Raw genomic sequence first — 20,386 nt, 5'->3', positions numbered from 1 at the left:
GGAAGCCGCTACTAAATCCTTTAGTCGACTTCTGCCTATTGACTACTAAAAACCATGAGCAAACAAATTGTTTATAGCGAACAGGCCCCAGCCCCCATTGGGCCGTACAGTCAGGCTGTACTAGTAAATGGAATGCTGTTCGTTTCGGGCCAGATTGCCCTTGATGTGGCTGGTCAGGGTGATATACAGGCCGAGACCCAGAAAGTAATGGAGAATATCGGAGCCATTCTGAAAGCTGCCGGTCTCGATTACATCAACATCGTAAAGAGCAGCATTTTTGTGAAAGACATGAACAATTTTGCCGCTATCAATGAGGTATATGGCCGGTATTTCCCTGCCGAGCCTCCCGCCCGCGAAACGGTCGAAGTGGCCCGTTTGCCCAAAGATGTTAATGTCGAAATTTCAGTAATAGCTATTTAAAGAGTGAAAGAGCGAAAGAGTGAAAGAGCGAATATGTCGCGTCAGCCACTCTTTCGCTCTTTCACTCATTCGCTCTTTATGTCTAGTCCTGTTCGCGTACGTTTTGCACCTAGTCCTACGGGGCCGCTTCATATCGGCGGGGTGCGTACGGCGCTTTATAATTACCTGTTTGCCCGAAAAATGGGCGGCAAAATGCTCCTGCGGATTGAAGATACCGACCAGAATCGGTTTGTACCCGGAGCCGAGGAATACATTCTTGAATCACTACGCTGGATCGGCATCGAGATCGATGAAGGCCAGGGCGTAGGTGGTCCCGATGCGCCTTATCGTCAGTCGGAACGGAGAGAAATTTACCAGAAAGAGGCTCAGCGCCTGATCGACGAAGGAAAAGCGTATTATGCCTTCGATACGGCCGAAGAGCTGGACGCTATGCGCAAGCGGCTGGAACAGGCCAATGCCCCTGCCGCGCAGTACAACGCCATCACACGGATGCAGATGCGTAACTCGCTCACGATGAAGCCCGACGAGGTAAAAGCGCGAATCGAAGCGGGCGACCCGTTTGTGATCCGGCTGAAAACCCCTCGTAAAGAAGAGGTTCGGCTAAATGACCTGATTCGGGGCTGGGTGAACGTCCATTCGTCGGCCATTGATGATAAAGTTCTGTTAAAATCGGATGGGTTGCCAACCTATCACCTGGCCAACATTGTGGATGACCATCTGATGGGCATTACCCACGTGATTCGGGGTGAAGAGTGGCTTCCTTCGGCCCCCCTGCACGTACTGCTGTATCGGTATCTGGGTTGGGAATCGACCATGCCGCAGTTTGCCCACCTGCCTCTGCTACTGAAACCCGAAGGCAATGGCAAGCTCAGCAAACGTGATGCTGACCTCGGTGGTTTTCCGATATTCCCCCTGCAATGGACCGACCCCACAACGGGGCAGGTAGCCCGTGGTTTCCGCGAAGATGGTTACCTACCCGAAGCGGTTGTCAACTTCCTGGCACTATTGGGCTGGAATCCGGGCACCGAACAGGAGTTATTCTCGATGGATGAACTGATTGCTACCTTCGATATTGCGCAGGTACACAAAGCCGGAGCGCGGTTCGATATTCAGAAGGCGCAATGGTTCAACCACCAGTACATCCGCCAACGCCCGGATTCTGAACTGGCTCCGACCGTTCAGCAACAGGCCCAAGCCGCTGGCTTTGATTGCTCGCTGGAGAAAGCTGAAAAGATTGTTTCGCTGCTGAAAGGCCGTGTCAATTTCGCGCACGAAATCTTCACAGAAGCCAGTACCATTTTCAACGCGCCCACAACTTACGACGAAGCTATTGTAGCTGCCAAATGGAACGACGATGCCATCCGGGCGGTCACTGCTTTCCGTGATGCTTTACAAACCTTCGACGGTGATTTTGTGGCCGACGCGATCAAGCATACGTTAGGCGACGCCATGCAGCAGGCAGGTATCAAACAAGGGAAAATCATGCAGGCCATGCGCCTGGCGCTGACGGGGCTGGGTGCTGGCCCCGACCTGATGCTGACCCTCGAAATTATCGGCAAAGACGAAACGGTAAAACGACTGGAAAGCGCATTAGCAGCTTTATGATGTATGATATATGATATAAGGTATATGATGTACGTTCAAGCCTTTAAACATACATCATATACCTTACAGCATACATCATATACCCACCGTTCTAAATGCAACAGAAATCGAATATTACCAAGGATAAAAGTTTTGCTTTTGCCATTCGTATCATCAATCTGGAAAAGCACCTCCGGCAAACAAAAAAAGAAACAGTATTAAGTCGCCAGCTTTTACGAAGTGGCACATCTGTTGGGGCAAACATTCGAGAAGGCTACAATGCCGAATCAGATGCCGACTTTATTCATAAGCTCGGTATAGCGCAAAAAGAATGCGATGAAACATGTTATTGGCTCGAATTGTTAAATGCCACACATTACCTTGATGAAAAACAATTTGCGTCGATCTATGCGGATGCCGAAGCACTTCTTAAAATTATCAAGAGTGTTATTTTGACAAAAAANAAAAACAGCAAGCCATAAAATACATCATACCTCATATATCATACATTATTGAGTCATGGCAAAGAAAAAAACCAATCCCGACGAAAACGACAAGCCACGAGTCCATAAAGAACTCGAAGGCTTCGATATCAAAATCAACTCGTTCGGTGAAATCACCACGAGTTTCGACATTGACCGCATCAACCAGTTTCTCAATAAAACGGTCGACGATAAAAAACTGCGTCATCGCACCGATCTGAACCTGAAGGGCGAGCCCGAACCCGATGAATTTGACGACCAGGACAATGAGGATTTAAATCTGGACGATTTAAATCTGGACGAAGACACAAAATGAAGATACCTTCTCTGATTTCGGTTGAAGCTTTGCCAATGTATCGGCTTCGACTCCAATTCGATGATAACACCACCGGACTTGTCGATCTGTCAAATCTGGCAGGAAAGGGGATTTTTAGCGCTTGGGACGAGGATAACTTATTTTCCAGACCTTATATTAATGAAATGGGAACCGTGGCCTGGAACGAATTAATAGACATTGATCTGCTAAATGCTTACTTAACCATAAAAAACACTACGTTTGAGGCTTGGAAACAGGATGTACTTTCTCATGCCTCAGATTAGCCGTTTCTTCGGAATAATCATAGCGATGTACTATGATGATCACAATCCACCACACTTCCACGCGAAATATGGGAATGACCAATACCTGATAAGCATAACTGATTTAACTGTAATTGAAGGAAAGATTCCCTCTCGTGCACTAGGTATGGTTATTGAGTGGGCGATAACTCATCAAACTGAACTCTCACTAAACTGGGAATTAGCCAAATCATTAAAGCCTTTACATACTATTGAGCCGCTGCAGTAATGCATGTAAAAAAGGGAGGTATCGTATTGTAAAAAAGCCCGACCTGCCAAATCGCCCGGTCGGGCTTTTTTTTGTCCGTTTGTCAGAAAAATCTGCTTTGAAATGCGCTGGTTTCCGTAGTTTTCGGTTACTAAACTAACCATTAACGACTCTTAGCATGTACTCGCACGAAATCGACTACAAAATCATTGGTGAAGACATTCAGATTGTAGAAATTGAACTTGACCCGAACGAAACCGTCATTGCCGAAGCAGGCTCCATGCTGTTTATGGAAGATGGCATCACGTTCGAAACTAAAATGGGTGATGGCTCCCAACCCGACCAGGGGTTTCTGGGTAAGTTGTTACAGGCCGGTTCACGCATGATTATGGGCGAATCGTTGTTCATGACGCATTTTACCAACCGGGGGGTAGGGAAGCAAAAAGTAGCTTTCTCGGCACCTTATCCGGGCACGGTAATGCCCGTCAATCTGGCCAATATATACGGCAATACGCTTATTGTTCAGAAAGATGCATTCTTATGTGCAGCTCTGGGGACTAAATTAAGTATTCAGTTCAACCAGCGGCTGGGTTCGGGTTTCTTCGGTGGTGAAGGCTTCATTCTGGAAAAAGTACAGGGCGATGGTATGGCGTTCATTCACGCTGGTGGTGTTGTAGTAGAACGCACCCTCAACAACGAGACACTACGGGTCGATACGGGTTGTGTGGTCGGTTTTGAGCCGAGCATCAGCTTCGATATTCAGCGGGCTGGCGGGCTTCGGAGTATGGTGTTTGGCGGTGAAGGTCTATTCCTGGCTACGCTTCGCGGTACGGGTAAAGTCTGGATACAGTCGATGCCGATCTCGAAACTGGTTCAACGTCTGTCGCCTAACAGCGCTCAGGCCCATAAAGAAGGCGGTTCTGTATTGGGCCAGTTGGGCAACCTGTTCGAAGATTAATATATATTAGCGTTCTGGTTAAAGAACCTCTTGAATTTTAGGATATGCCTAAACTGGCTGTCTATGGAAATCTAGTATTTTACATTTTCGCTTATGATCTTCTTGAAAGGATGCATGTACATGTGTCGAATACTAAAAGTAGATCTGGTCGATCAGCTAAGATTTGGTTAGACACGCTAGATGTATTTGAACGTGGAAGTTTAACTGAGAAAGAAATTTCTGTCGCATTGAAAGTGTTAATGAAGCATAAAGACGATCTTGAGAGATCGATTCGGACCTTTGCAACCAACGGAGAAGTAAAAACATTACATCTGCGATGAGAAATGTAGGCTTTAATTCTACTATTCCGGAAATTGTACGCGTTTCCTTCCGAAAAGAAGGGGCTATTACTTTGTATCTGGAAGATGGCCGAACACTTTCTGCTCCTTTAAGTCGCTTTCCTGGTATTTCAAAATTAACGGCGGAGCAACGAAAACTCTATCATATTTCTGATGGAGCTTTCCTAATGTTTCAAGATGACGATGAAATCTATCATATTCAAGATTTTTTAGGCACCTTTGAAACAAACTCCCATCACTCATTAAGTAAACAAATCCAGATCGATTTTCTAGCAGCTTTCCGGCAGCTTCTGATTAGTTTAGGTACTGCTGAAAACCTACCTGTTAACGAACAATTATTTATACGCCTAACCGATTATTGGGAACATGCTCATAATATTCCCCCAACTGTTCTGTTTAAAGGAATATCTATAGAGGCTATAGCTACTCGCTTACAGAAATCAGACAGGCGTTTGCGTTTCCCAAATGAGTTTATAGCAGGTGAAATTAGAAGCGAACAAGGTTTAACAGGCTTTTCAGCAAAATTTCGGGAGCAGGGATGGGTTATTTTACCTGCTGAGCTATCCACAATTTACAAAAATCTATTTTTGAATATTTTGGTAGCCTCAATAGGCCTAAACTACCTTTATCCATCAAGGAGAGAATTGTTAGCCGAAGCTGAACATGTAGCATTAGAAGCGATGGTGCCCGAAGTTGAAATAAGAAAATTTTTTGGTCTAAATCTGACTCGATATCCTGATAGTTTCCGTAGTGAAGTTGCCAACTACTTCAACATCCCCTTTGATTATGTACTTAAACGGGCAAATTATTTAGGATTAGTTCAGGAGAAGGATAACTCTATTGCCCAAAAACTATCAGTACCTCGGAAATTGGTTGGCAAACGAGCAGCATAATAATGCTATTAGGTGAACCTGTTAACTAGTATTACTGTTTCATTTGGAATAATAAGACAACAATACATGGAAGTCATCTGCACGAACGACAATTTTCCGGCTCCTGTGCTGGCATTTTACGCGGAGTTTGGGGTACAAACTCCGAAACGCGACAAAATGTACACCATTCGTCAGGTAAAGCGTCATACCACGGGCGAAACGGGTGTCTTACTGAACGAGATCAAAAACCCAGATGTCCCCGTAAAGCACCCGGTTATGGGCGAGGTTTGGTTTGAACCAACCTTCAATATCAATCGATTCGCTACCCTGATGGGCCAGCCCGTTCGGCAGGAAGAAGTAGAGAACGTAAACGTCTGATTAGACATCAACTAGTCTAACGCAAAAGCCCAGCACCAAACTGCCGGGCTTTTGCGTTAATAACTTTGTCATGCTTCGGCGCCCGCCACCCGGCCTGGTCAGCATCACAAAAACTATGAATGTGATAAAGCACTGTATTGTTCTTCTTACCGGACTTATACTGGCTGCCTGTGGCAGTCGCTCGTCCGACAATTATGTACCCAAACCAAAAGGTTTTCCAAGGCTGGACTTGCCCCCTCAACAGTATAAGCTGATTGATCCTGTTCACCCCTATCAGTTCGAATACAACAAAGCGGCCCGGATTCTGCCCGATACCTTTGCCCGGTCCGAACCACACTGGATTTTTATCAATTATCCCATGTTTCACGCTAGTATCCAGTTGACTTACAAGCCAATTCATAACGACGTGAATCGGCTGCGGGCCATGCTCGAAGACTCCTATAAACTGGCAGCCCGTCACAACATAAAAGCGTATTCCATTGAGCAGAAAAAAATGCGGCTGAAATCGGGGCTGGAAGCCAGTGTAATTGATCTGACAGGCGACGTACCGAGTCAGGTACAGTTTGTTACGACGGATTCAACGACGCACTTTCTGCGGGGGGCACTCTACTTCAATACCGCCACCGAAAACGACTCACTGCAACCGGTTATTCAATACATTCGCAAAGACATCATCCATCTACTCAATACCCTGAAATGGAGAAAATAAGCAGGTTCGTCGTTGTAGGGCTCCTTGTCGCTCTTGCATTCGTTCACCCGTTCGCTTTTGCGCAGGGCCCCGTCAAAAAACCTACCCCGAAACCTCTTGGCAAGCCGTCAATAGCCGTTGCCAAATCGCCCGGACAGGTTGTTTACGAACAAAATTGCCTGACCTGTCATCAGGCGAATGGCTCGGGTGTACCCAACCTAAATCCTCCTTTGCGTGGTACCGATTGGGTGTTGGGCGACAAAACCCGGCTCATCAATGTTGTGCTGAAAGGCTTGCAAGGGCAGGAAGTGGAAGGTGATGCGTACGACAACGCCATGCCTGCCCACGACTTCCTGACAGATACCCAAATCGCTGATGTATTGACCTACATCCGAAGCAGCTTCGGCAATAAAGCCGGCGTCATAACCATCGACGAAGTAAAAGCCACCCGCGCGCAGAAGTAGATATTCGTTGATAGATAAGCCCAACATCCCCGGGCATTTTTCTGCTGGCAATGTACATTGGTTTGATTGGCTGTGGGATTTGGGGCCGCCAGATTTTAACGACCTTGTTAAAGCTGTCGGTGCGGGTACTTGTCTACGATATACATCCCCAACACTGTGATCAGGCCCTACAGATAGGCGCCACCGACGCCACATCGCAACTCGATTTATTGAAGCAGGCAACGGGGCTCATCGTGGCAACGCCAGCCTCAACCCATCGGGCTGTGCTCGAACAGATACGGTTTTTCGGCAAGCCTATATTTGTCGAAAAACCGTTAACTACCTCCTACGCCGATGCGCTGGCTATTGGTAATTTAGCGCTGCCCCCCACGTTTTTGATGCATATTTGGCGCTACCATCCTGGCATTCGTTTGCTTGGTGCGATTCATCAGTCCGGTCGGCTGGGACGCTTACTAATGCTCCGAACAAGTCGAACCAACTGGACTAGCCCGCGCCTGGATACCGACAGTCTGCGGACACTGGCTCCTCACGACTTAACGATTATTCAGCAGATTCTGGGCTATATACCGGCTCCCAAAGCTGCTGTCGCCGAACGGCATGGGGGGCATATACGAAGTTTAACCGCCATCCTCGGCACTGATCCAGGCTGTATTATTGATGTGTCGACCCGGTATGCTGATAAACGCCGGGAGGTGCGACTTCAGGGTACCGAAGGGGTAGCCGTACTCGCCAATGAGCAAACGAACGCCATCGACATCTGGTATGGTAACGATCATACATCGGTTGCTGAACGCCAGTATGAACAGCTTTTTTTTGATCCCACTCCACCACTCGAATTGGAGCTGGCATCTTTCATTGCGTATCTTCGTGGGGGACCGCCCCCTCTTAGTTCGTTGGCAGAAGGCATTGACCTTATGCGTCTGATTGATGAGATTGAGCAATTGGCCTGATTACACATCCTCTTCCGACACCCTGTATGCGCCAAGCAATTCTGGCCACGATCATTTTGCCCACTACGGCCGATCGGGGCATGATTCTGCCTTTCTGCATCCGTAGTATTCAACAGCAAACGGTACAGGCCTTTGAATTATTTATCATTGGCGACGGTGTCGATGAGCCCACCCGCTCCGTGATTAAAGATCTGATGGCTCAGGACTCTCGCATTCATTTTTTTGATCATCCCAAACATGAGCGCCGGGGCGAAGTGTATCGGCATCAGGCCCTTCAACAGGCGCAGGGATTCTTTGTCGCCTACATTTGTGATCGCGATTTGTGGCTACCCAATCACCTCGATGCCTTATTTAGTGCTCTACAGAATGCCACACTGGCAACCACAAACTATTACTTTGTTCGACGAAATCAGCAACTCTTTCTACCCTATCTACCCAGTTCTCCACACCAAAGGGCCCGTGGGATTCTTTCGGCAACAGCACACCGACTCGACTTTTACCAACGGCTCCCCTACGGCTGGCGCACAACCCCCTCCGACCGAGCCACAGACCTCTACATGTGGGATCAGCTATTGGCTCACCCCAATTGTCGGGTAGCAGTAATCTGGCAGCCTACGTTGCTGTATTTTAAACGCAACAATCACCCCGGCTGGCCAACGGCTCGGCGTTACGAAGAACTGGCCCGATGGAATACTGTTTTGCAGGACCCCGAAAAGCTTCAGGCGGCTACGAACCAGGCTTTTATCAATTTACTCTATGAGCGTAATCGCTTCAAGGAAAATTGGTTTCTGTTTCGGGGAAAGCGCTTTAAAGACCTGCTACCCTGGTTGAGGCACAAACTTCGCTGGTGGTTAACTGATCCAGCAAAATCGACAGAGGAGGAAAGCTGGCTGCCCGATCCGATAAAACTGGATTAGACACCCCCCAGGGAATCGCCAGAGACGGGTCGTCCCATCGACACCCGAGGTTATCATCGTGCGCATACATACTATAACACTCTGACACAGCTTGTAAGTGAATGGACGACGTAAAAAAGTACCAGCCATGCAGAATACCAGCCGGAAAAACAAGCGCTTTCAGGTCGGTTCCGCATAGCCCATAAAGCGCATACTGCCGATAGGTTGGTGATTTAGGGCGGATGTCGTACAATCCTACCAGACAATGCCCCTGAATCAGACAAAAATATTCATCGTGGCGCTGGTGAATATGTAGTCCCCGCAATACGTTCGATTCTGAACGAACCATACTCCACTGGGCTGGGGAAATGGTCAATCCCCAATGATCAGCAAACGTTTCGGTAAAAGCTCCCCTTTGATCTTGTATTTCCCGAAGTTGTTTTAATTCGACCCCATGAAGATGAGTACCGGAGATCAATGTAGAAACAGAGGAAGATGGTTCGGCTAACATTCCAGGCGGTTGAATTAGAGGATACAATTGATTGTCATTTCCTATAAACATACAACCCTACAAGGTAAAAGCAGTGCTAATCGCTGTTGAAGCTGTTCTGACTTTTGACGTTAAGCATAAAATGAGCGTTTTTGTCATTTCGACCAGTACGGCAGGAGGAATATCAAAATAACCTCCAAGGGTAGGGTTTAAACAAGCGCATTATTCATCACTTTCCCTGAAGCCTCAGGAGTCTGTGCTTAAGCCAATTCTTAGGTCTGGATTACGCCTACCGAAAAAGGTTTTGTGATGGGCGCCTGATTGGCTGCAGCAATTCCTTCCGAAATGGTTTGCCGGGTTTGTAGTGGATCAATAACAGCATCGACCCAAAGCCGGGCGGCTGCATAGTAGGGCGAGAGTTGAGCGTTGTACTGGTCTGTAATTTTCGTCAACTGAGCCTGTTCTTCCTCAGACGTCATCGGCTGACCTTTGGCTTTCTGGGCCGCTACCTGAATCTGAAGCAGGGTTTTGGCTGCCGAAGCGCCACTCATAACGGCCATCTGCGCGGTTGGCCAGGCCAGCATGAGCCTCGGGTCGTAGGCTTTGCCACACATGGCATAATTGCCCGCTCCATAACTATTTCCGACCACAACCGTGAACTTCGGCACGACGGAGTTAGCCATGGCACTTACCATTTTGGCACCGTCTTTAATAATCCCGCCCTGTTCGGCCCGGCTACCCACCATAAAACCCGAAACATCCTGCAAAAACACCAGCGGAATCCGTTTCTGATTGCAGTTCATGATAAACCGGGCCGCTTTATCGGCAGCATCGCCATAGATAACCCCGCCCATTTGCATCTCGCCCGGTTGACCTGTCCGGCCTTTAGCTTTGACAACTTTACGCTGATTGGCGACGATACCGACTGCCCAACCCTCAATTCGTGCATAACCACACAGAAGTGATTGACCATAACCGGGTTTATAGGCATCGAAAGCGGAGTTGTCCACAAGCCTGTCCACAATTTCCTGCATATCGTAGGGCTTAACCCGATCAAGAGGCAGAATCTGGTAGATCTCTTCTGGTTTTTTAGCAGGTGCAGCCGGCTCAACCCGATCAAAGCCCGCCGATTCGTGATGGCCCAACTTATCGAACATTCGTTTGATGGCATCCAGACAGCTTTGATCATCAGGATATTTATTATCCACAACGCCCGAAATATCGGTCTGCGTGGTAGCTCCACCGAGCGTTTCCGCATCGACATCTTCGCCAATAGACGCTTTAACCAGATAAGGCCCCGCCAGAAAAATGGACCCTGTCCCTTCTACAATCAGGGATTCATCAGACATGATGGGCAGGTAGGCACCACCCGCCACGCAACTTCCCATAATAGCTGCCACCTGAAAAATACCCATTGCCGACAGGTGTGCATTGTTTCGGAAAGTCCGACCAAAATGGTCTTTATCAGCAAAAACCTCGTTCTGTAAAGGCAAATACACCCCCGCGCTATCGACCAGATAAATGATCGGTAGCCGATTTTCCATGGCTATTTCCTGCGCACGAAGATTTTTCTTGGCCGTAATCGGAAACCAGGCTCCTGCTTTAACCGTTGCATCGTTGGCTACAATGACGCACTGCCGCCCCGACACGTACCCAATACCGACCACTACACCTCCCGACGGACATCCACCATGTTCGGCATACATCCCGTCGCCCGTAAACAGCCCGATTTCAACGAACGGTTTTTCGGGATCGGTCAGGTAGGCAATGCGCTCGCGGGCCGTTAGTTTTCCTTTCTGGTGTTGATCGTCTATTTTTTTCTGGCCACCGCCCAACTGGGTTTGAGCGGTGCGTTGGGCGAGTTCGTCAAGAAGGGCTTGCATAAACGTTTATCGGGATTGTTGCTGGACAAACATCGGGATTCTCTTGCGAATAACGTATCATTTGATACTTCTCAGGCTATTCCGGCAACATTGCCAGTGACCGAAACGAGAAAAAGGCGAAATTACCAACCCGTTATAAACCTAAAAGTTATGTGGCAAACAGACTCAGTATGGTTTGAAATAGCCATTGTAAGCGCCATCTACGCAGTAGGCAATATACTGTTTGGCCAATTTGAAGAACGAACGCCCAAATGGCGAAGGTTAGGCAAGTATATTCTTACACTATTGATCGTAATTGTCCTCTCAACTTACTTCGGAAGAACGGTGGCGATGAGTGTTCTGGGAGCTTTTATAGTCCCGTTTCTATACGTCCATGGGTATTACCTGCCGCAAAAGGAAGGCATTAATGGATGGACTGGTGAGCCCAAAGGCAAATACTACGACTTCTGGAAATGGAACAAGAATATTTTTTAGCAAAGCCTTTAAACGGATTTAACAATAACCAACCCTATTGGCCGGACATATACGCTCGCCAACGGAAGCGTCAACTTAATCGTTTGAATGGAAAGCTTACCACACAACACGGATATAGCCATCTAAAAGCAACCTATATCTCTACTGCTTTTACTTCTTCGTAGAATCAGCAGGAATCACAGTAGTGATGGTTGTACTGGTCGCTGGCGCGGTATAAGGCTGCTCTTTCTTGCCAAAAAGGGAAAACTGTACGTATCGCTTAGGATGCTCGCGCAGATCGGTCAGAAGTTTTTCCAGGCTGGCCGCAGTGGCATTTACATTCTGGTAAAGTTTCTCATCCGATGTCAGTTTGCCCAACGAGCCCCGTCCACTGTTGACGTCAGCCAGAATCTTCTGCAGGTTATCGACCGTTTTGTTGACTGTCAGCAAGGTCTGTTTTAACTGCAATCCCTGCAGCGAATCGGCAAACGTATCGGCTTTAGCCAGAATGGGCTTAAGTTGTTTTTCGGTTTCTACGAGCGATGCCGCCAAATGGCTCACACTGGCCAAGGTAGCTTTCAAACCGGCCCGGTTTTCGGCAATAGTAAGATCGAGCGTTTTGACTCCATTGTTTGCACTCTGAAGCGTTTGTTTGAGCATAGACCCTGTCTGATCGAACTGAGCTACTACCCGGTTGAGCTGGAAGGTCAACGAATCGACGTTGTTCAGAACGGGCAGGGTTTTTTCGCGAATCAGGGCCGACAAACCTGATTCTTTGGCGGCAACCAACATACCACCATCTTCGAGTTCAGGGGCTTTTGAGTTAATGTTCAGCCTGATGAGCTTCCCTCCCAGCAGTCCGTCGTCGTCCAGAACGGCTTTAGATCCCTGCGTAACCCGAATCGTTTTATTTAGCTCCAGCGTTACCAGAAGTTTATTATCCTGATTCTGTAAAATCTCGATGCTCTTCACCCGCCCTACCGATAAGCCGTTGATTCGAACGGGGTTAGAGGGCACCAGACCATCAATATTATCATATACGACCTGATACTTATTCGTTGAGGAAAAGAAATCAGAGCCTTTCAAAAAGCGAAATCCATAGTAGAACATCAGCAGCGAGACAACAGCCAACAAGCCTACCTTTACTTCCTGTGAAATTTTCATGTGTTGCGTGAAGGTGAACAACCCAGTTATGGGCAGTCCTAACCAGACTGGTTGGATGTATAACCAACTTTTGGGGTCGTTTGTCCCACAGCCGGGCGAATTTAGTAAAGCAGCGAACTAAGTTGATGCGAGAATTGATTGAACGTAAGCCACTATGTAGTGAAGTTACTCACCCGCTTCAACTTCCTCTTTGTACCGGGCAAAGGCTTTGTAAATAGCGTCGGCCATCTCCTCCTGCCCTTCCTCAGACCGCAGATAATCTTCTTCTTCGCGATTGGTCAGATAACCGCTCTCAATCAGAACACTAGGCATGGTCGTTTTCCAGAGCACAATAAAGCCGGCCTGCTTAACACCGTTACTCTTTCGACTGGCATTAAAATGAAAGCTTTTCTCCAGTTTTTCGGCAAAATTGATGCTGCTGGCAATAAACGCATGCTGATAGTTGGCCAGCATAATCGTAGCCAGTGGCGAATTGGGGTCAAAGCCTTTATAGGTTTGCTGATAATTCTTTTCCTGAAGGATAACTGCATTTTCACGGCGGGCCACATCCAGGTTACTTTGGGTACGGTGCAGCCCCAATGTGTAGGTTTCAGTACCATATACCCGGCTACTCGACGGACTGGCATTGCAGTGGATCGAGATGAACAAATCGGCCCGGTTGCGGTTGGCAATAGCGCCACGTTCCAACAATTCGACGAAATGGTCCGAAGTTCGTGTGTAAATGACCCGAACGTTTGGGTGCTTCTCCTTAATTTTGCGACCCAGTAAAAGGACTAAATCCAGATTAATCGTTTTTTCTTTGGCATATCGACCATGCGTACCAGGATCTTTGCCACCGTGGCCCGCATCGAGCACAATGGTTCGAAGCTGGTTGGGGGCGTCATTCTCCTGTGTGGCTTCTTTATCCTGCGGGCCTGCCTGCTGTGTTGACTCCTGAACAGGACCAAAGGGTAACGAATCTGGACTGGTCATCGCCAGTAAGGGTACGATGGCAAAGACCAAAGTTGTCATTATTCCGGGAGCGGGAAGGCTCATGGGTTTAATAATTTTTAACAGCCAAAAACGTTTCAAAGCGATAGTAGGATAACTGTTCGTGGATACCTTTGTAAACCATAGACTTAACGGTCTACTGGCAAATATAATTTTTTTAATAAACCTGAAAAACAGAGACTTTATTTTGCGGCCCCTGAATAAACGACCAATTTGGATACAGATGACTGTCAGTCTGTTCTGGCTACTCTGGGCGTTTACGGCGCTGGGGCAACAAAAAACACTGCCTCAACTACCCGCCAAAGGAGGTATTCCCCCGGCTACAGTACCCACCCAGCGCGTACCCAGTAAGACTACCCCGGGTATTGTGTCGCCCAATACCGTTCGGCCACAGTCTACAACGAGCAATACCACTGATTCATTGCGAGTTACAGCAAACGACACGGCCAAAATTGATACCACAAAAGGCACCGATGATTTTAAAACTACGGTCAAATACCAGGCCAAAGATTCAACAATCTATGCCGCCGATGGCCAGACTGTTGAATTATTTGGGGATGCCAGCGTCATATACGGCGAGATTTCCCTGAAAGCTGACTACATCCGTCTGAACTACCTGACCAATGAAGTATATGCCCGAGGACGCTATGATTCAACCACTAAAAAAACGATTGGACGGCCTATTTTCCAGGATGGCGAAGGCAAATACGACACCAAAGAAATACGATACAACTTCAAATCCCAAAAAGGCCGCATTCAGGGTGTAGTCACGCAACAGGGCGAAGGAAATATCCGGGGAACGACGGTCAAAAAAGATGCTGAAGATAACCTGTATATCGGTAAAGCGATCTATACAACCTGTAACCTGGCCATTCCACACTTTCATATCAACGCCAGTAAGCTCAAGGTTATCCACAATAAGCAGGTGGTGGCGGGGCCGTTCAATCTGGTCATCAATCAGATCCCGTTGCCCATTGGATTACCCTTTGGCTTTTTCCCGTTTCCAAAACGAAAAGAGATCGGTGTTTCGGGACTTATTGTGCCTCAATACGGCGAAGAGCCCAACGGGCGCGGATTCTACCTGCGCGATGGCGGCTACTACTGGGCTGTCAGCGAAAATCTGGGATTGCAATTCAAAGGTCAGATTTATTCTCGCGGAAGCTGGGGGTTGGGGGTATCATCGGCTTATAATAAGCGTTATCGATTTAGCGGTAGCGTAAACCTGCAATTTAACCGTAACCGCTCCGGCGACCGGGTCGATACCACTCAAAGCCCACGCAACGACTTTTCCTTTACGTGGTCGCACTCGCCCGTACCGCGCGGCCGGGGCAGTTTCTCGGCCAATGTCAATGTCAGCAGCAACAGCTATAACCAGTTCAACTCTTACAGTACCCAATCGTATATCTCCAACGTGGCGGGTTCGTCGGTTCAGTACAGCCGTTCCTTCGGCCAATATGTGCGAGCAGGCGCCAACATCCGGGTAAACCAGCAGTTTGGACAGGTAAACCAGCAAACGGGTGTACGCGAAAACGGGAAGACCGATGTTTCGTCAAGCTTCAACTTTGGGGTGAACCAAATCTCGCCATTCGCGCTAAAAGGTGGCTCAGGTCGTTGGTACGAAAGTTTCCGGGTCGGTCTGGATGTAAGCGGCTCGATTGGGGTGAGTAATACCATCCGTCGGCAGATCGACACCACAGGTCTGGGTTTCCCCGTTGTTACCAATCTGACCACGATCAGTACCGTTCAGCGTATTCAGGATAGTATTACCCGAGCCAACAACCTACGCTTAGGGATTGTGGCAGCAGACCCGAACCTGATCGCTTTCAACTTCGCCAACCTGGACCGAATCTGGCTAAACCGGACGTTACAGGCTCAGTATAGCATCCCTATCTCGTTGCCCAACGTAAAGCTATTTCGGTACATCAACCTGACACCCGGATTCTCGCTGCAAGGAAACATCTACAGCAAAAGGCTAGAGCCAAACTTAGCTTATAATGCTACGCATAACGATGTAAAAATTGATACAGCACGCGGCTTTTTCCCGTCCTACAATTTTTCCATCAATGCCAGTATGAACACGCGGTTCTATGGAACCTATTTTATCCGTAGCAAACGCGTTGAGGCCATTCGACACACCGTAGCCCCGTCGATTTCGTTTAGCTACGTTCCTGATTTTACCAACCCAAGGTATGGTCAATTTTTTGTTTTGGAAGCCCGTGGAGCGCTCGCCAACCTGCCGCTCTACCGCCGTACCATCTCAAGATTTCGGGGCATCGATGGCGGAAGTACCAGTGCCTCCAGTACCGAATCGGCCTTTATCAATTTCGGGATTGTGAACCAGTTGGAAATGAAAGTTCGTACCCGTAGCGATTCGTCGGGGCAGGACTTTAAAAAGATTCCGATTTTCGATAACCTGAGCATCAACGGCAGTTATAACCTGCTGGCTCCCGATTACAAGCTGTCGCCTATTGCGGTTAGTGCGAATACACAGATTTTCAAAAACATCAGCTTTAACTTTTCGTCAACCTTCGATCCGTATGCGTATCGGGCCTACGGTGGCACGGCGGCCTATTACTTTGCTACCACGACCAGCACAATAACACCTCTCTCGTATTCGCCTTCGCTTCAATCGTTGCAGGAGCCGTATGTCGATCAGCAATACACCCGCGTTCCGAATCTGTATGCTTTCCAGGCTGGGCAGGGGCTATTGCGGCTCACCAACTTACAGGCTTACATAAGTGCCCGATTCGCTCCCAAACAGGCCGATAAACCGAAATCCAGCCCGAACGCATCGGAAGCAACACTTAAAGCCATCAACAACAATCCTGAACTGTACGTCGACTTCAACATCCCCTGGTCGATGAACGTAAGCTATACCTTTGGGCTGACCAAACTAACCCCGCAACTCTCGCAGGTAGTTCAGGCCCTTACGTTGACTGGCGACCTCAGCCTGACACCCAAATGGAAAATCACCATCCAGACAGGCTACGATTTCCAGTTCAAAAGCCCTACGTTAACTACAATCGGTATCAACCGCGACCTGCACTGCTGGGAAATGGCGTTTAACTGGACTCCCTATTCGGGCAATAACTTCCGCTCGGGCAACTACTCGTTCGACCTGCGGGCCCGCTCGTCGATTCTCCAGGAGCTGAAGTTAAGCCGTCGCCGGAGCTTCTACGATAACGGTGGTTTCTATGGCCGGTAAGCCCTGATTCCAATCCATTTCGGTTTGTGGCCGGGAATACAAAAAATGTTATCTTGCAGCTATAACTTTTTCTGACTTGTAACTATGACCGACCGTGACAAACAACGCTTAAACGAACTGGAAGAAAAAACGGCTTATCTACTTGCCCGGCAAGACGAGCAGGAGACGCGGATGAGTCAGCTCATTGCCCGGTTGACTTATATCGAAGCCCGCCAGTATCGGATTATGAGAGAATTGGGAATGGACCCAGACAAGATAGACTCTCCGCAAGCCGCTTTGGACGACGCCAAGACGATCAACCTGACTCGTATTCCAGAACAGCGACTGAATTAACGGTATTCCGTTCATGATACCTGCCCATTATACTACACCGAATTAGTTCTCAGCGCAATACCGAATCCTGAAAACTATGTATACAAGGCACGGCGTTCTTTCGTTATAGTCCCGTATGAACTCTGCCCTCTTACGCACCCTTCTTATACTTGTTGCCCTCGTTGCCGTTAATGTTTTGTCGGCGTTTGTGTTTTTTCGCCTTGACCTAACCCAGGAAAAGCGGTTTACCTTATCGGAAGCCACCCAGAATCTGCTGGTAAATCTACCCGATGATGTTCACGTCGATGTGTATCTGACCGGTGATCTACCGCCGGGTTTTAAGCGACTTGAAAATGCTGTCCGGGAAACATTGGATGGTTTTCAGGCCGAAGCGGCTAAAACCGTTACGTATCGGTTCATCAATCCCGACGACGTGACCAACCCTGAAGCCAAAAACAAACTGATCGACAAGCTCCAGCAAAAGGGTTTGTTTCCTACTAATCTGTTTGATAATGAAGGCGGCAAACGAACTGAAAAGCTTATTTTCCCAGGTGCTATTGTTTCGTATAAAGGGCAGGAAGTAGCTGTGCTGCTTCTGAAAGGCAATAAAACGGCATCACCGCAGGAGCAACTGAACCAATCGTATGAAGGTGTCGAGTTTCAGTTGGCTTCAGCCATTCGAAAATTGACGCTTACCAAAGAAACCCGACGACGCGTAGGGCTGGTATTTGGTCATACACAGGTGCCCCCGTCTCGCTTCTCTGACCTACTGGCTTCGGTTCAGGAAAATTATGACCTGTTTTTTGTCGATATGAATAAGCCGGGGCCCGTCGAGAATGTCGATCTGCTGCTGGTAACAAAACCCGACAAAGCGTTTTCGGACGACGAAATTTTCAAACTCGATCAGTTCGTCGTAAAGGGGGGGCGAGTGTTATTTTTTGTGGATGGGCAGCGGGTCGATAGTGTTAGCAATCAAGGCACCTATGCACAGCCACTCAGCCTGAATCTCGACGATTTGTTTTTCCGGTGGGGTATACGCCTGAATCGCGATGTCGTCAAAGATATGTATTGCGCGCCCATTCCATTCGATGTGGGCAACATGGGTGATAAGCCCAATATTCAGTTAGTCCCCTGGCGGTTTTATCCCATGATCAACAACTTTGGCACATCGAACAATCCAATTGTCCGCAATCTGGACGCGGTACTCGGCCGGTTTGTTAGTACCCTTGATACGGTTCATTCGGCAGGTGTTCAGAAAACGCCTTTATTACTTACGTCGGCCTACACAAAGCTTCTGAAAACACCGGCTTTGATCTCCTATAACGAAGCTCGTCAGCAACCTGACCCAGCCACCTATACCGATGGCCCCCAGATTGTAGGCTGCCTGCTCGAAGGTAAATTTCAGTCGTTGTATGCCAATCGTATTTTACCCGGCGACCCACGCGCTGCTGGCTTCAAGGCCGAAGGAATAGCCTCACGCGTACTGGTTTGTTCGGATGGGGACTTGATCGTAAACGATGTCGATTATAAACGTCAAACTCCGTATCCGCTCGGCTTCGACCGCTATACACGCACCACATTTGCCAATAAGGATTTTGCCCTGAATGCCATTGATTATCTAATTGACCCAAACGGAGTTATTGCGGCTCGTAACCGGGTAGTTACGCTTCGCCCGCTGGACAAAATTCGTGTCGACTCAACCCGAACCGGCTGGCAGGCACTTAACGTACTGGGGCCCTTGGCCTTATTAGGGATTATAGGCGTTGTGTGGCAATTTATGCGACGACGTAGTTATGGCCAATAATCAAAAAAGCGCTCTATGTTTAGAGCGCTTTTTTGTATGAAAATGAAAAGTAGGATTATACCTGAGCTTCGGCAAGCGCTGGATAATCGATAAAGCCTTGCTCGAAGCCGTTAGGGCCTGGTGCGAAAAAGGTTGATGCGTCAAACTGGGCCAGTTCAGCCCCCGTTTGCAGACGCTCCACCAAATCAGGATTGGCAATGAACGGACGCCCGAACGCAATCAGATCAGCTTTCCCACTTTCCAGATCAGCTTCGGCTCGCTCCACATTGTAATTGCCACACAAGATCAGCGTCCCCTTGAAAGCCGCCCGAATAGCCTCTACCGTTGCTTGTGGAACGGCGGGAGCACCCTGAGACGAGTGATCAACCAAGTGTATATATACTACGCCCAGTTCCTGTAACTTATGCGCCAGGTAAACATACAGCTCATGCGTATCCTCGGCGTGGGGCATCAGATCGCCAGCCGCTCCGAAAGGCGATAATCTTACCCCTACCTTTTCGGTACCAATAGCAGCAATCGACGCTGCCGCCACATCAAGAACAAATCGGGCCCGGTTTTCAATAGATCCGCCGTACTCGTCGGTACGTTGGTTACTACGGTCACTTAGAAACTGTTCGATCAGATAACCGTTAGCTCCATGCAGTTCAATACCATCGAAACCAGCCTCTACGGCATTCTTAGCAGCCTGCGCAAACTCCTGAATAGCCGACTGTACATCCTCACCCGTCATTTCGCGCGGGGTTGCATTCGGAACCAGCCCTTCGGTATCTGTCCAGATGCTTCCAGCCGCCGTTATGGCCGAAGGGGCTACAACCTCGGCTCCTGAAGGCATATTGGCTGGATGTGAAATTCGTCCGGTGTGCATCAGCTGGACAAAAATCCGGCTTCCTTTCTCATGCACAGCCGTAGTAACTTTCTTCCAGCCTTCCACCTGCTCAGCGCTATAAATACCGGGTATCCGGGCGTAGCCTAACCCGTTGGGGGAAGGAGCCGTTCCTTCGGTAATGATTAATCCGGCCGTAGCTCGTTGTTCGTAATACTCGGCAATCATGTCGTTTGGAATATTGCCCAACGCTCGGCTACGGGTCATCGGAGCCATTACTACATGATTTTGAAGCGTTAATGCACCAAGCTTAGCTTTTGAGAACAGTTTATCTGCCATTATTTTACTGTTTTTAATGATGAGATTAGAGTGGGTTGTACTGGATCCTCTTTGCCTCAACACATCC

Annotated in this window: 23 protein-coding genes; 18 read left to right on the top strand and 5 right to left on the bottom strand. The window is 48.4% G+C overall.

The window, feature by feature from the left end; translation table 11 throughout:
• The first annotated feature begins 54 nt into the window (after positions 1–54).
• The 14 genes from B153_RS0112300 to B153_RS0112235 all read left to right on the top strand — a co-directional run bounded on the left by B153_RS0112300 (position 55) and on the right by B153_RS0112235 (position 8,877).
• A complete protein-coding gene (locus tag B153_RS0112300; protein WP_020597016.1) occupies positions 55–420 on the top strand; it encodes a Rid family detoxifying hydrolase in 366 nt (121 codons plus the stop codon).
• 78 nt (positions 421–498) lie between these two features.
• Positions 499–2,025 (top strand): glutamate--tRNA ligase, encoded by a 1,527-nt coding sequence (gene gltX / locus B153_RS0112295; RefSeq protein ID WP_020597015.1) that lies wholly within the window; start codon positions 499–501, stop codon positions 2,023–2,025.
• A gap of 95 nt (positions 2,026–2,120) precedes the next feature.
• The gene (locus tag B153_RS0112290; protein ID WP_020597014.1) at positions 2,121–2,486 is read left to right on the top strand and encodes a four helix bundle protein; all 366 of its coding nucleotides are present in this window, start codon (positions 2,121–2,123) and stop codon (positions 2,484–2,486) included.
• A gap of 37 nt (positions 2,487–2,523) precedes the next feature.
• Positions 2,524–2,802 carry a hypothetical protein gene (locus tag B153_RS0112285; protein WP_020597013.1) on the top strand — a complete coding sequence of 93 codons (279 nt, stop codon included), beginning with the start codon at positions 2,524–2,526 and terminating at the stop codon, positions 2,800–2,802.
• Complete coding sequence (locus B153_RS34995) at positions 2,799–3,086, top strand: DUF2442 domain-containing protein (protein ID WP_020597012.1); 288 nt, start codon at positions 2,799–2,801, stop codon at positions 3,084–3,086. The genes B153_RS0112285 and B153_RS34995 overlap by 4 nt, the downstream gene beginning before the upstream one ends.
• Positions 3,061–3,333, top strand: a complete 273-nt coding sequence (locus tag B153_RS0112275; RefSeq protein WP_342664800.1) for a DUF4160 domain-containing protein — start codon at positions 3,061–3,063, stop codon at positions 3,331–3,333. Before B153_RS34995 ends, B153_RS0112275 begins: the two co-directional genes overlap by 26 nt.
• Before the next feature lie 157 nt (positions 3,334–3,490).
• Positions 3,491–4,270: a TIGR00266 family protein gene (locus B153_RS0112270; protein ID WP_020597010.1), complete on the top strand. Its 780-nt coding sequence runs from the start codon at positions 3,491–3,493 to the stop codon at positions 4,268–4,270.
• A gap of 44 nt (positions 4,271–4,314) precedes the next feature.
• On the top strand, positions 4,315–4,590 hold the full coding sequence (locus tag B153_RS38860; RefSeq protein ID WP_020597009.1) for a DUF4160 domain-containing protein: 276 nt from the start codon (positions 4,315–4,317) through the stop codon (positions 4,588–4,590).
• A complete protein-coding gene (locus B153_RS34990; protein WP_020597008.1) occupies positions 4,587–5,501 on the top strand; it encodes a DUF2442 domain-containing protein in 915 nt (304 codons plus the stop codon). Before B153_RS38860 ends, B153_RS34990 begins: the two co-directional genes overlap by 4 nt.
• Positions 5,502–5,567: 66 nt before the next feature.
• The gene (locus B153_RS0112255; protein ID WP_020597007.1) at positions 5,568–5,858 is read left to right on the top strand and encodes a hypothetical protein; all 291 of its coding nucleotides are present in this window, start codon (positions 5,568–5,570) and stop codon (positions 5,856–5,858) included.
• Between the two features lie 115 nt (positions 5,859–5,973).
• Positions 5,974–6,567: a gliding motility lipoprotein GldD gene (gldD, locus tag B153_RS0112250; protein ID WP_051097274.1), complete on the top strand. Its 594-nt coding sequence runs from the start codon at positions 5,974–5,976 to the stop codon at positions 6,565–6,567.
• Entirely contained in the window at positions 6,555–7,010 is a 456-nt protein-coding gene (locus B153_RS0112245; protein WP_020597005.1) for a c-type cytochrome, read from the top strand. Before gldD ends, B153_RS0112245 begins: the two co-directional genes overlap by 13 nt.
• A 50-nt stretch (positions 7,011–7,060) precedes the next feature.
• A complete protein-coding gene (locus B153_RS0112240; protein ID WP_020597004.1) occupies positions 7,061–7,960 on the top strand; it encodes a Gfo/Idh/MocA family protein in 900 nt (299 codons plus the stop codon).
• Between the two features lie 26 nt (positions 7,961–7,986).
• Positions 7,987–8,877: a glycosyltransferase family A protein gene (locus B153_RS0112235; RefSeq protein ID WP_020597003.1), complete on the top strand. Its 891-nt coding sequence runs from the start codon at positions 7,987–7,989 to the stop codon at positions 8,875–8,877.
• On the opposite strand, the gene B153_RS37235 is transcribed toward B153_RS0112235, so the two are convergent.
• Positions 8,768–9,367 (bottom strand): dTDP-4-dehydrorhamnose 3,5-epimerase family protein, encoded by a 600-nt coding sequence (locus tag B153_RS37235; RefSeq protein WP_157634657.1) that lies wholly within the window; start codon positions 9,365–9,367, stop codon positions 8,768–8,770. The genes B153_RS0112235 and B153_RS37235 overlap by 110 nt on opposite strands.
• Positions 9,368–9,618: 251 nt before the next feature.
• Entirely contained in the window at positions 9,619–11,229 is a 1,611-nt protein-coding gene (locus B153_RS0112230) for an acyl-CoA carboxylase subunit beta (protein WP_020597002.1), read from the bottom strand.
• 150 nt (positions 11,230–11,379) lie between these two features.
• Here B153_RS0112230 and B153_RS0112225 point away from each other — a divergent pair, with 150 nt between their 5' ends.
• Entirely contained in the window at positions 11,380–11,703 is a 324-nt protein-coding gene (locus B153_RS0112225; protein ID WP_020597001.1) for a hypothetical protein, read from the top strand.
• Positions 11,704–11,853: 150 nt separating this feature from the next.
• On the opposite strand, the gene B153_RS0112220 is transcribed toward B153_RS0112225, so the two are convergent.
• Positions 11,854–12,846 (bottom strand): MlaD family protein, encoded by a 993-nt coding sequence (locus B153_RS0112220; RefSeq protein ID WP_020597000.1) that lies wholly within the window; start codon positions 12,844–12,846, stop codon positions 11,854–11,856.
• Positions 12,847–13,011: 165 nt separating this feature from the next.
• The gene (locus B153_RS0112215) at positions 13,012–13,857 is read right to left on the bottom strand and encodes an N-acetylmuramoyl-L-alanine amidase family protein (protein ID WP_020596999.1); all 846 of its coding nucleotides are present in this window, start codon (positions 13,855–13,857) and stop codon (positions 13,012–13,014) included.
• A gap of 202 nt (positions 13,858–14,059) precedes the next feature.
• On the opposite strand from B153_RS0112215, the gene B153_RS0112210 reads away from it, so the two are divergent.
• From B153_RS0112210 to gldG, 3 genes are all read left to right on the top strand, one after another.
• On the top strand, positions 14,060–17,041 hold the full coding sequence (locus tag B153_RS0112210) for a putative LPS assembly protein LptD (RefSeq protein WP_020596998.1): 2,982 nt from the start codon (positions 14,060–14,062) through the stop codon (positions 17,039–17,041).
• Positions 17,042–17,125: 84 nt separating this feature from the next.
• On the top strand, positions 17,126–17,374 hold the full coding sequence (locus tag B153_RS0112205; RefSeq protein WP_020596997.1) for a hypothetical protein: 249 nt from the start codon (positions 17,126–17,128) through the stop codon (positions 17,372–17,374).
• Between the two features lie 115 nt (positions 17,375–17,489).
• A complete protein-coding gene (gldG, locus tag B153_RS0112200) occupies positions 17,490–19,157 on the top strand; it encodes a gliding motility-associated ABC transporter substrate-binding protein GldG (RefSeq protein ID WP_020596996.1) in 1,668 nt (555 codons plus the stop codon).
• Between the two features lie 55 nt (positions 19,158–19,212).
• Here gldG and B153_RS0112195 read toward each other — a convergent pair whose 3' ends face one another.
• On the bottom strand, positions 19,213–20,319 hold the full coding sequence (locus tag B153_RS0112195) for an alkene reductase (protein ID WP_020596995.1): 1,107 nt from the start codon (positions 20,317–20,319) through the stop codon (positions 19,213–19,215).
• Positions 20,320–20,386 lie beyond the last annotated feature (67 nt).

It is taken from the genome of Spirosoma panaciterrae DSM 21099 (assembly GCF_000374025.1).
Taxonomy (GTDB): Bacteria; Bacteroidota; Bacteroidia; order Cytophagales; family Spirosomataceae; genus Spirosoma; species Spirosoma panaciterrae.
This window is presented reverse-complemented; position numbering and strand designations above follow the sequence as displayed.

Coding starts and splice junctions, on each gene's coding strand:
- B153_RS0112300 (WP_020597016.1), top strand. CDS start 55: ATGAGCAAACAAATTGTTTATAGCGAACAGGCCCCAGCCCCCATTGGG.
- gltX (WP_020597015.1), top strand. CDS start 499: ATGTCTAGTCCTGTTCGCGTACGTTTTGCACCTAGTCCTACGGGGCCG.
- B153_RS0112285 (WP_020597013.1), top strand. CDS start 2,524: ATGGCAAAGAAAAAAACCAATCCCGACGAAAACGACAAGCCACGAGTC.
- B153_RS34995 (WP_020597012.1), top strand. CDS start 2,799: ATGAAGATACCTTCTCTGATTTCGGTTGAAGCTTTGCCAATGTATCGG.
- B153_RS0112275 (WP_342664800.1), top strand. CDS start 3,061: ATGTACTTTCTCATGCCTCAGATTAGCCGTTTCTTCGGAATAATCATA.
- B153_RS0112270 (WP_020597010.1), top strand. CDS start 3,491: ATGTACTCGCACGAAATCGACTACAAAATCATTGGTGAAGACATTCAG.
- B153_RS38860 (WP_020597009.1), top strand. CDS start 4,315: ATGCCTAAACTGGCTGTCTATGGAAATCTAGTATTTTACATTTTCGCT.
- B153_RS34990 (WP_020597008.1), top strand. CDS start 4,587: ATGAGAAATGTAGGCTTTAATTCTACTATTCCGGAAATTGTACGCGTT.
- B153_RS0112255 (WP_020597007.1), top strand. CDS start 5,568: ATGGAAGTCATCTGCACGAACGACAATTTTCCGGCTCCTGTGCTGGCA.
- gldD (WP_051097274.1), top strand. CDS start 5,974: ATGAATGTGATAAAGCACTGTATTGTTCTTCTTACCGGACTTATACTG.
- B153_RS0112245 (WP_020597005.1), top strand. CDS start 6,555: ATGGAGAAAATAAGCAGGTTCGTCGTTGTAGGGCTCCTTGTCGCTCTT.
- B153_RS0112240 (WP_020597004.1), top strand. CDS start 7,061: ATGTACATTGGTTTGATTGGCTGTGGGATTTGGGGCCGCCAGATTTTA.
- B153_RS0112235 (WP_020597003.1), top strand. CDS start 7,987: ATGCGCCAAGCAATTCTGGCCACGATCATTTTGCCCACTACGGCCGAT.
- B153_RS37235 (WP_157634657.1), bottom strand. CDS start 9,367: ATGTTAGCCGAACCATCTTCCTCTGTTTCTACATTGATCTCCGGTACT.
- B153_RS0112230 (WP_020597002.1), bottom strand. CDS start 11,229: ATGCAAGCCCTTCTTGACGAACTCGCCCAACGCACCGCTCAAACCCAG.
- B153_RS0112225 (WP_020597001.1), top strand. CDS start 11,380: ATGTGGCAAACAGACTCAGTATGGTTTGAAATAGCCATTGTAAGCGCC.
- B153_RS0112220 (WP_020597000.1), bottom strand. CDS start 12,846: ATGAAAATTTCACAGGAAGTAAAGGTAGGCTTGTTGGCTGTTGTCTCG.
- B153_RS0112215 (WP_020596999.1), bottom strand. CDS start 13,857: ATGACAACTTTGGTCTTTGCCATCGTACCCTTACTGGCGATGACCAGT.
- B153_RS0112210 (WP_020596998.1), top strand. CDS start 14,060: ATGACTGTCAGTCTGTTCTGGCTACTCTGGGCGTTTACGGCGCTGGGG.
- B153_RS0112205 (WP_020596997.1), top strand. CDS start 17,126: ATGACCGACCGTGACAAACAACGCTTAAACGAACTGGAAGAAAAAACG.
- gldG (WP_020596996.1), top strand. CDS start 17,490: ATGAACTCTGCCCTCTTACGCACCCTTCTTATACTTGTTGCCCTCGTT.
- B153_RS0112195 (WP_020596995.1), bottom strand. CDS start 20,319: ATGGCAGATAAACTGTTCTCAAAAGCTAAGCTTGGTGCATTAACGCTT.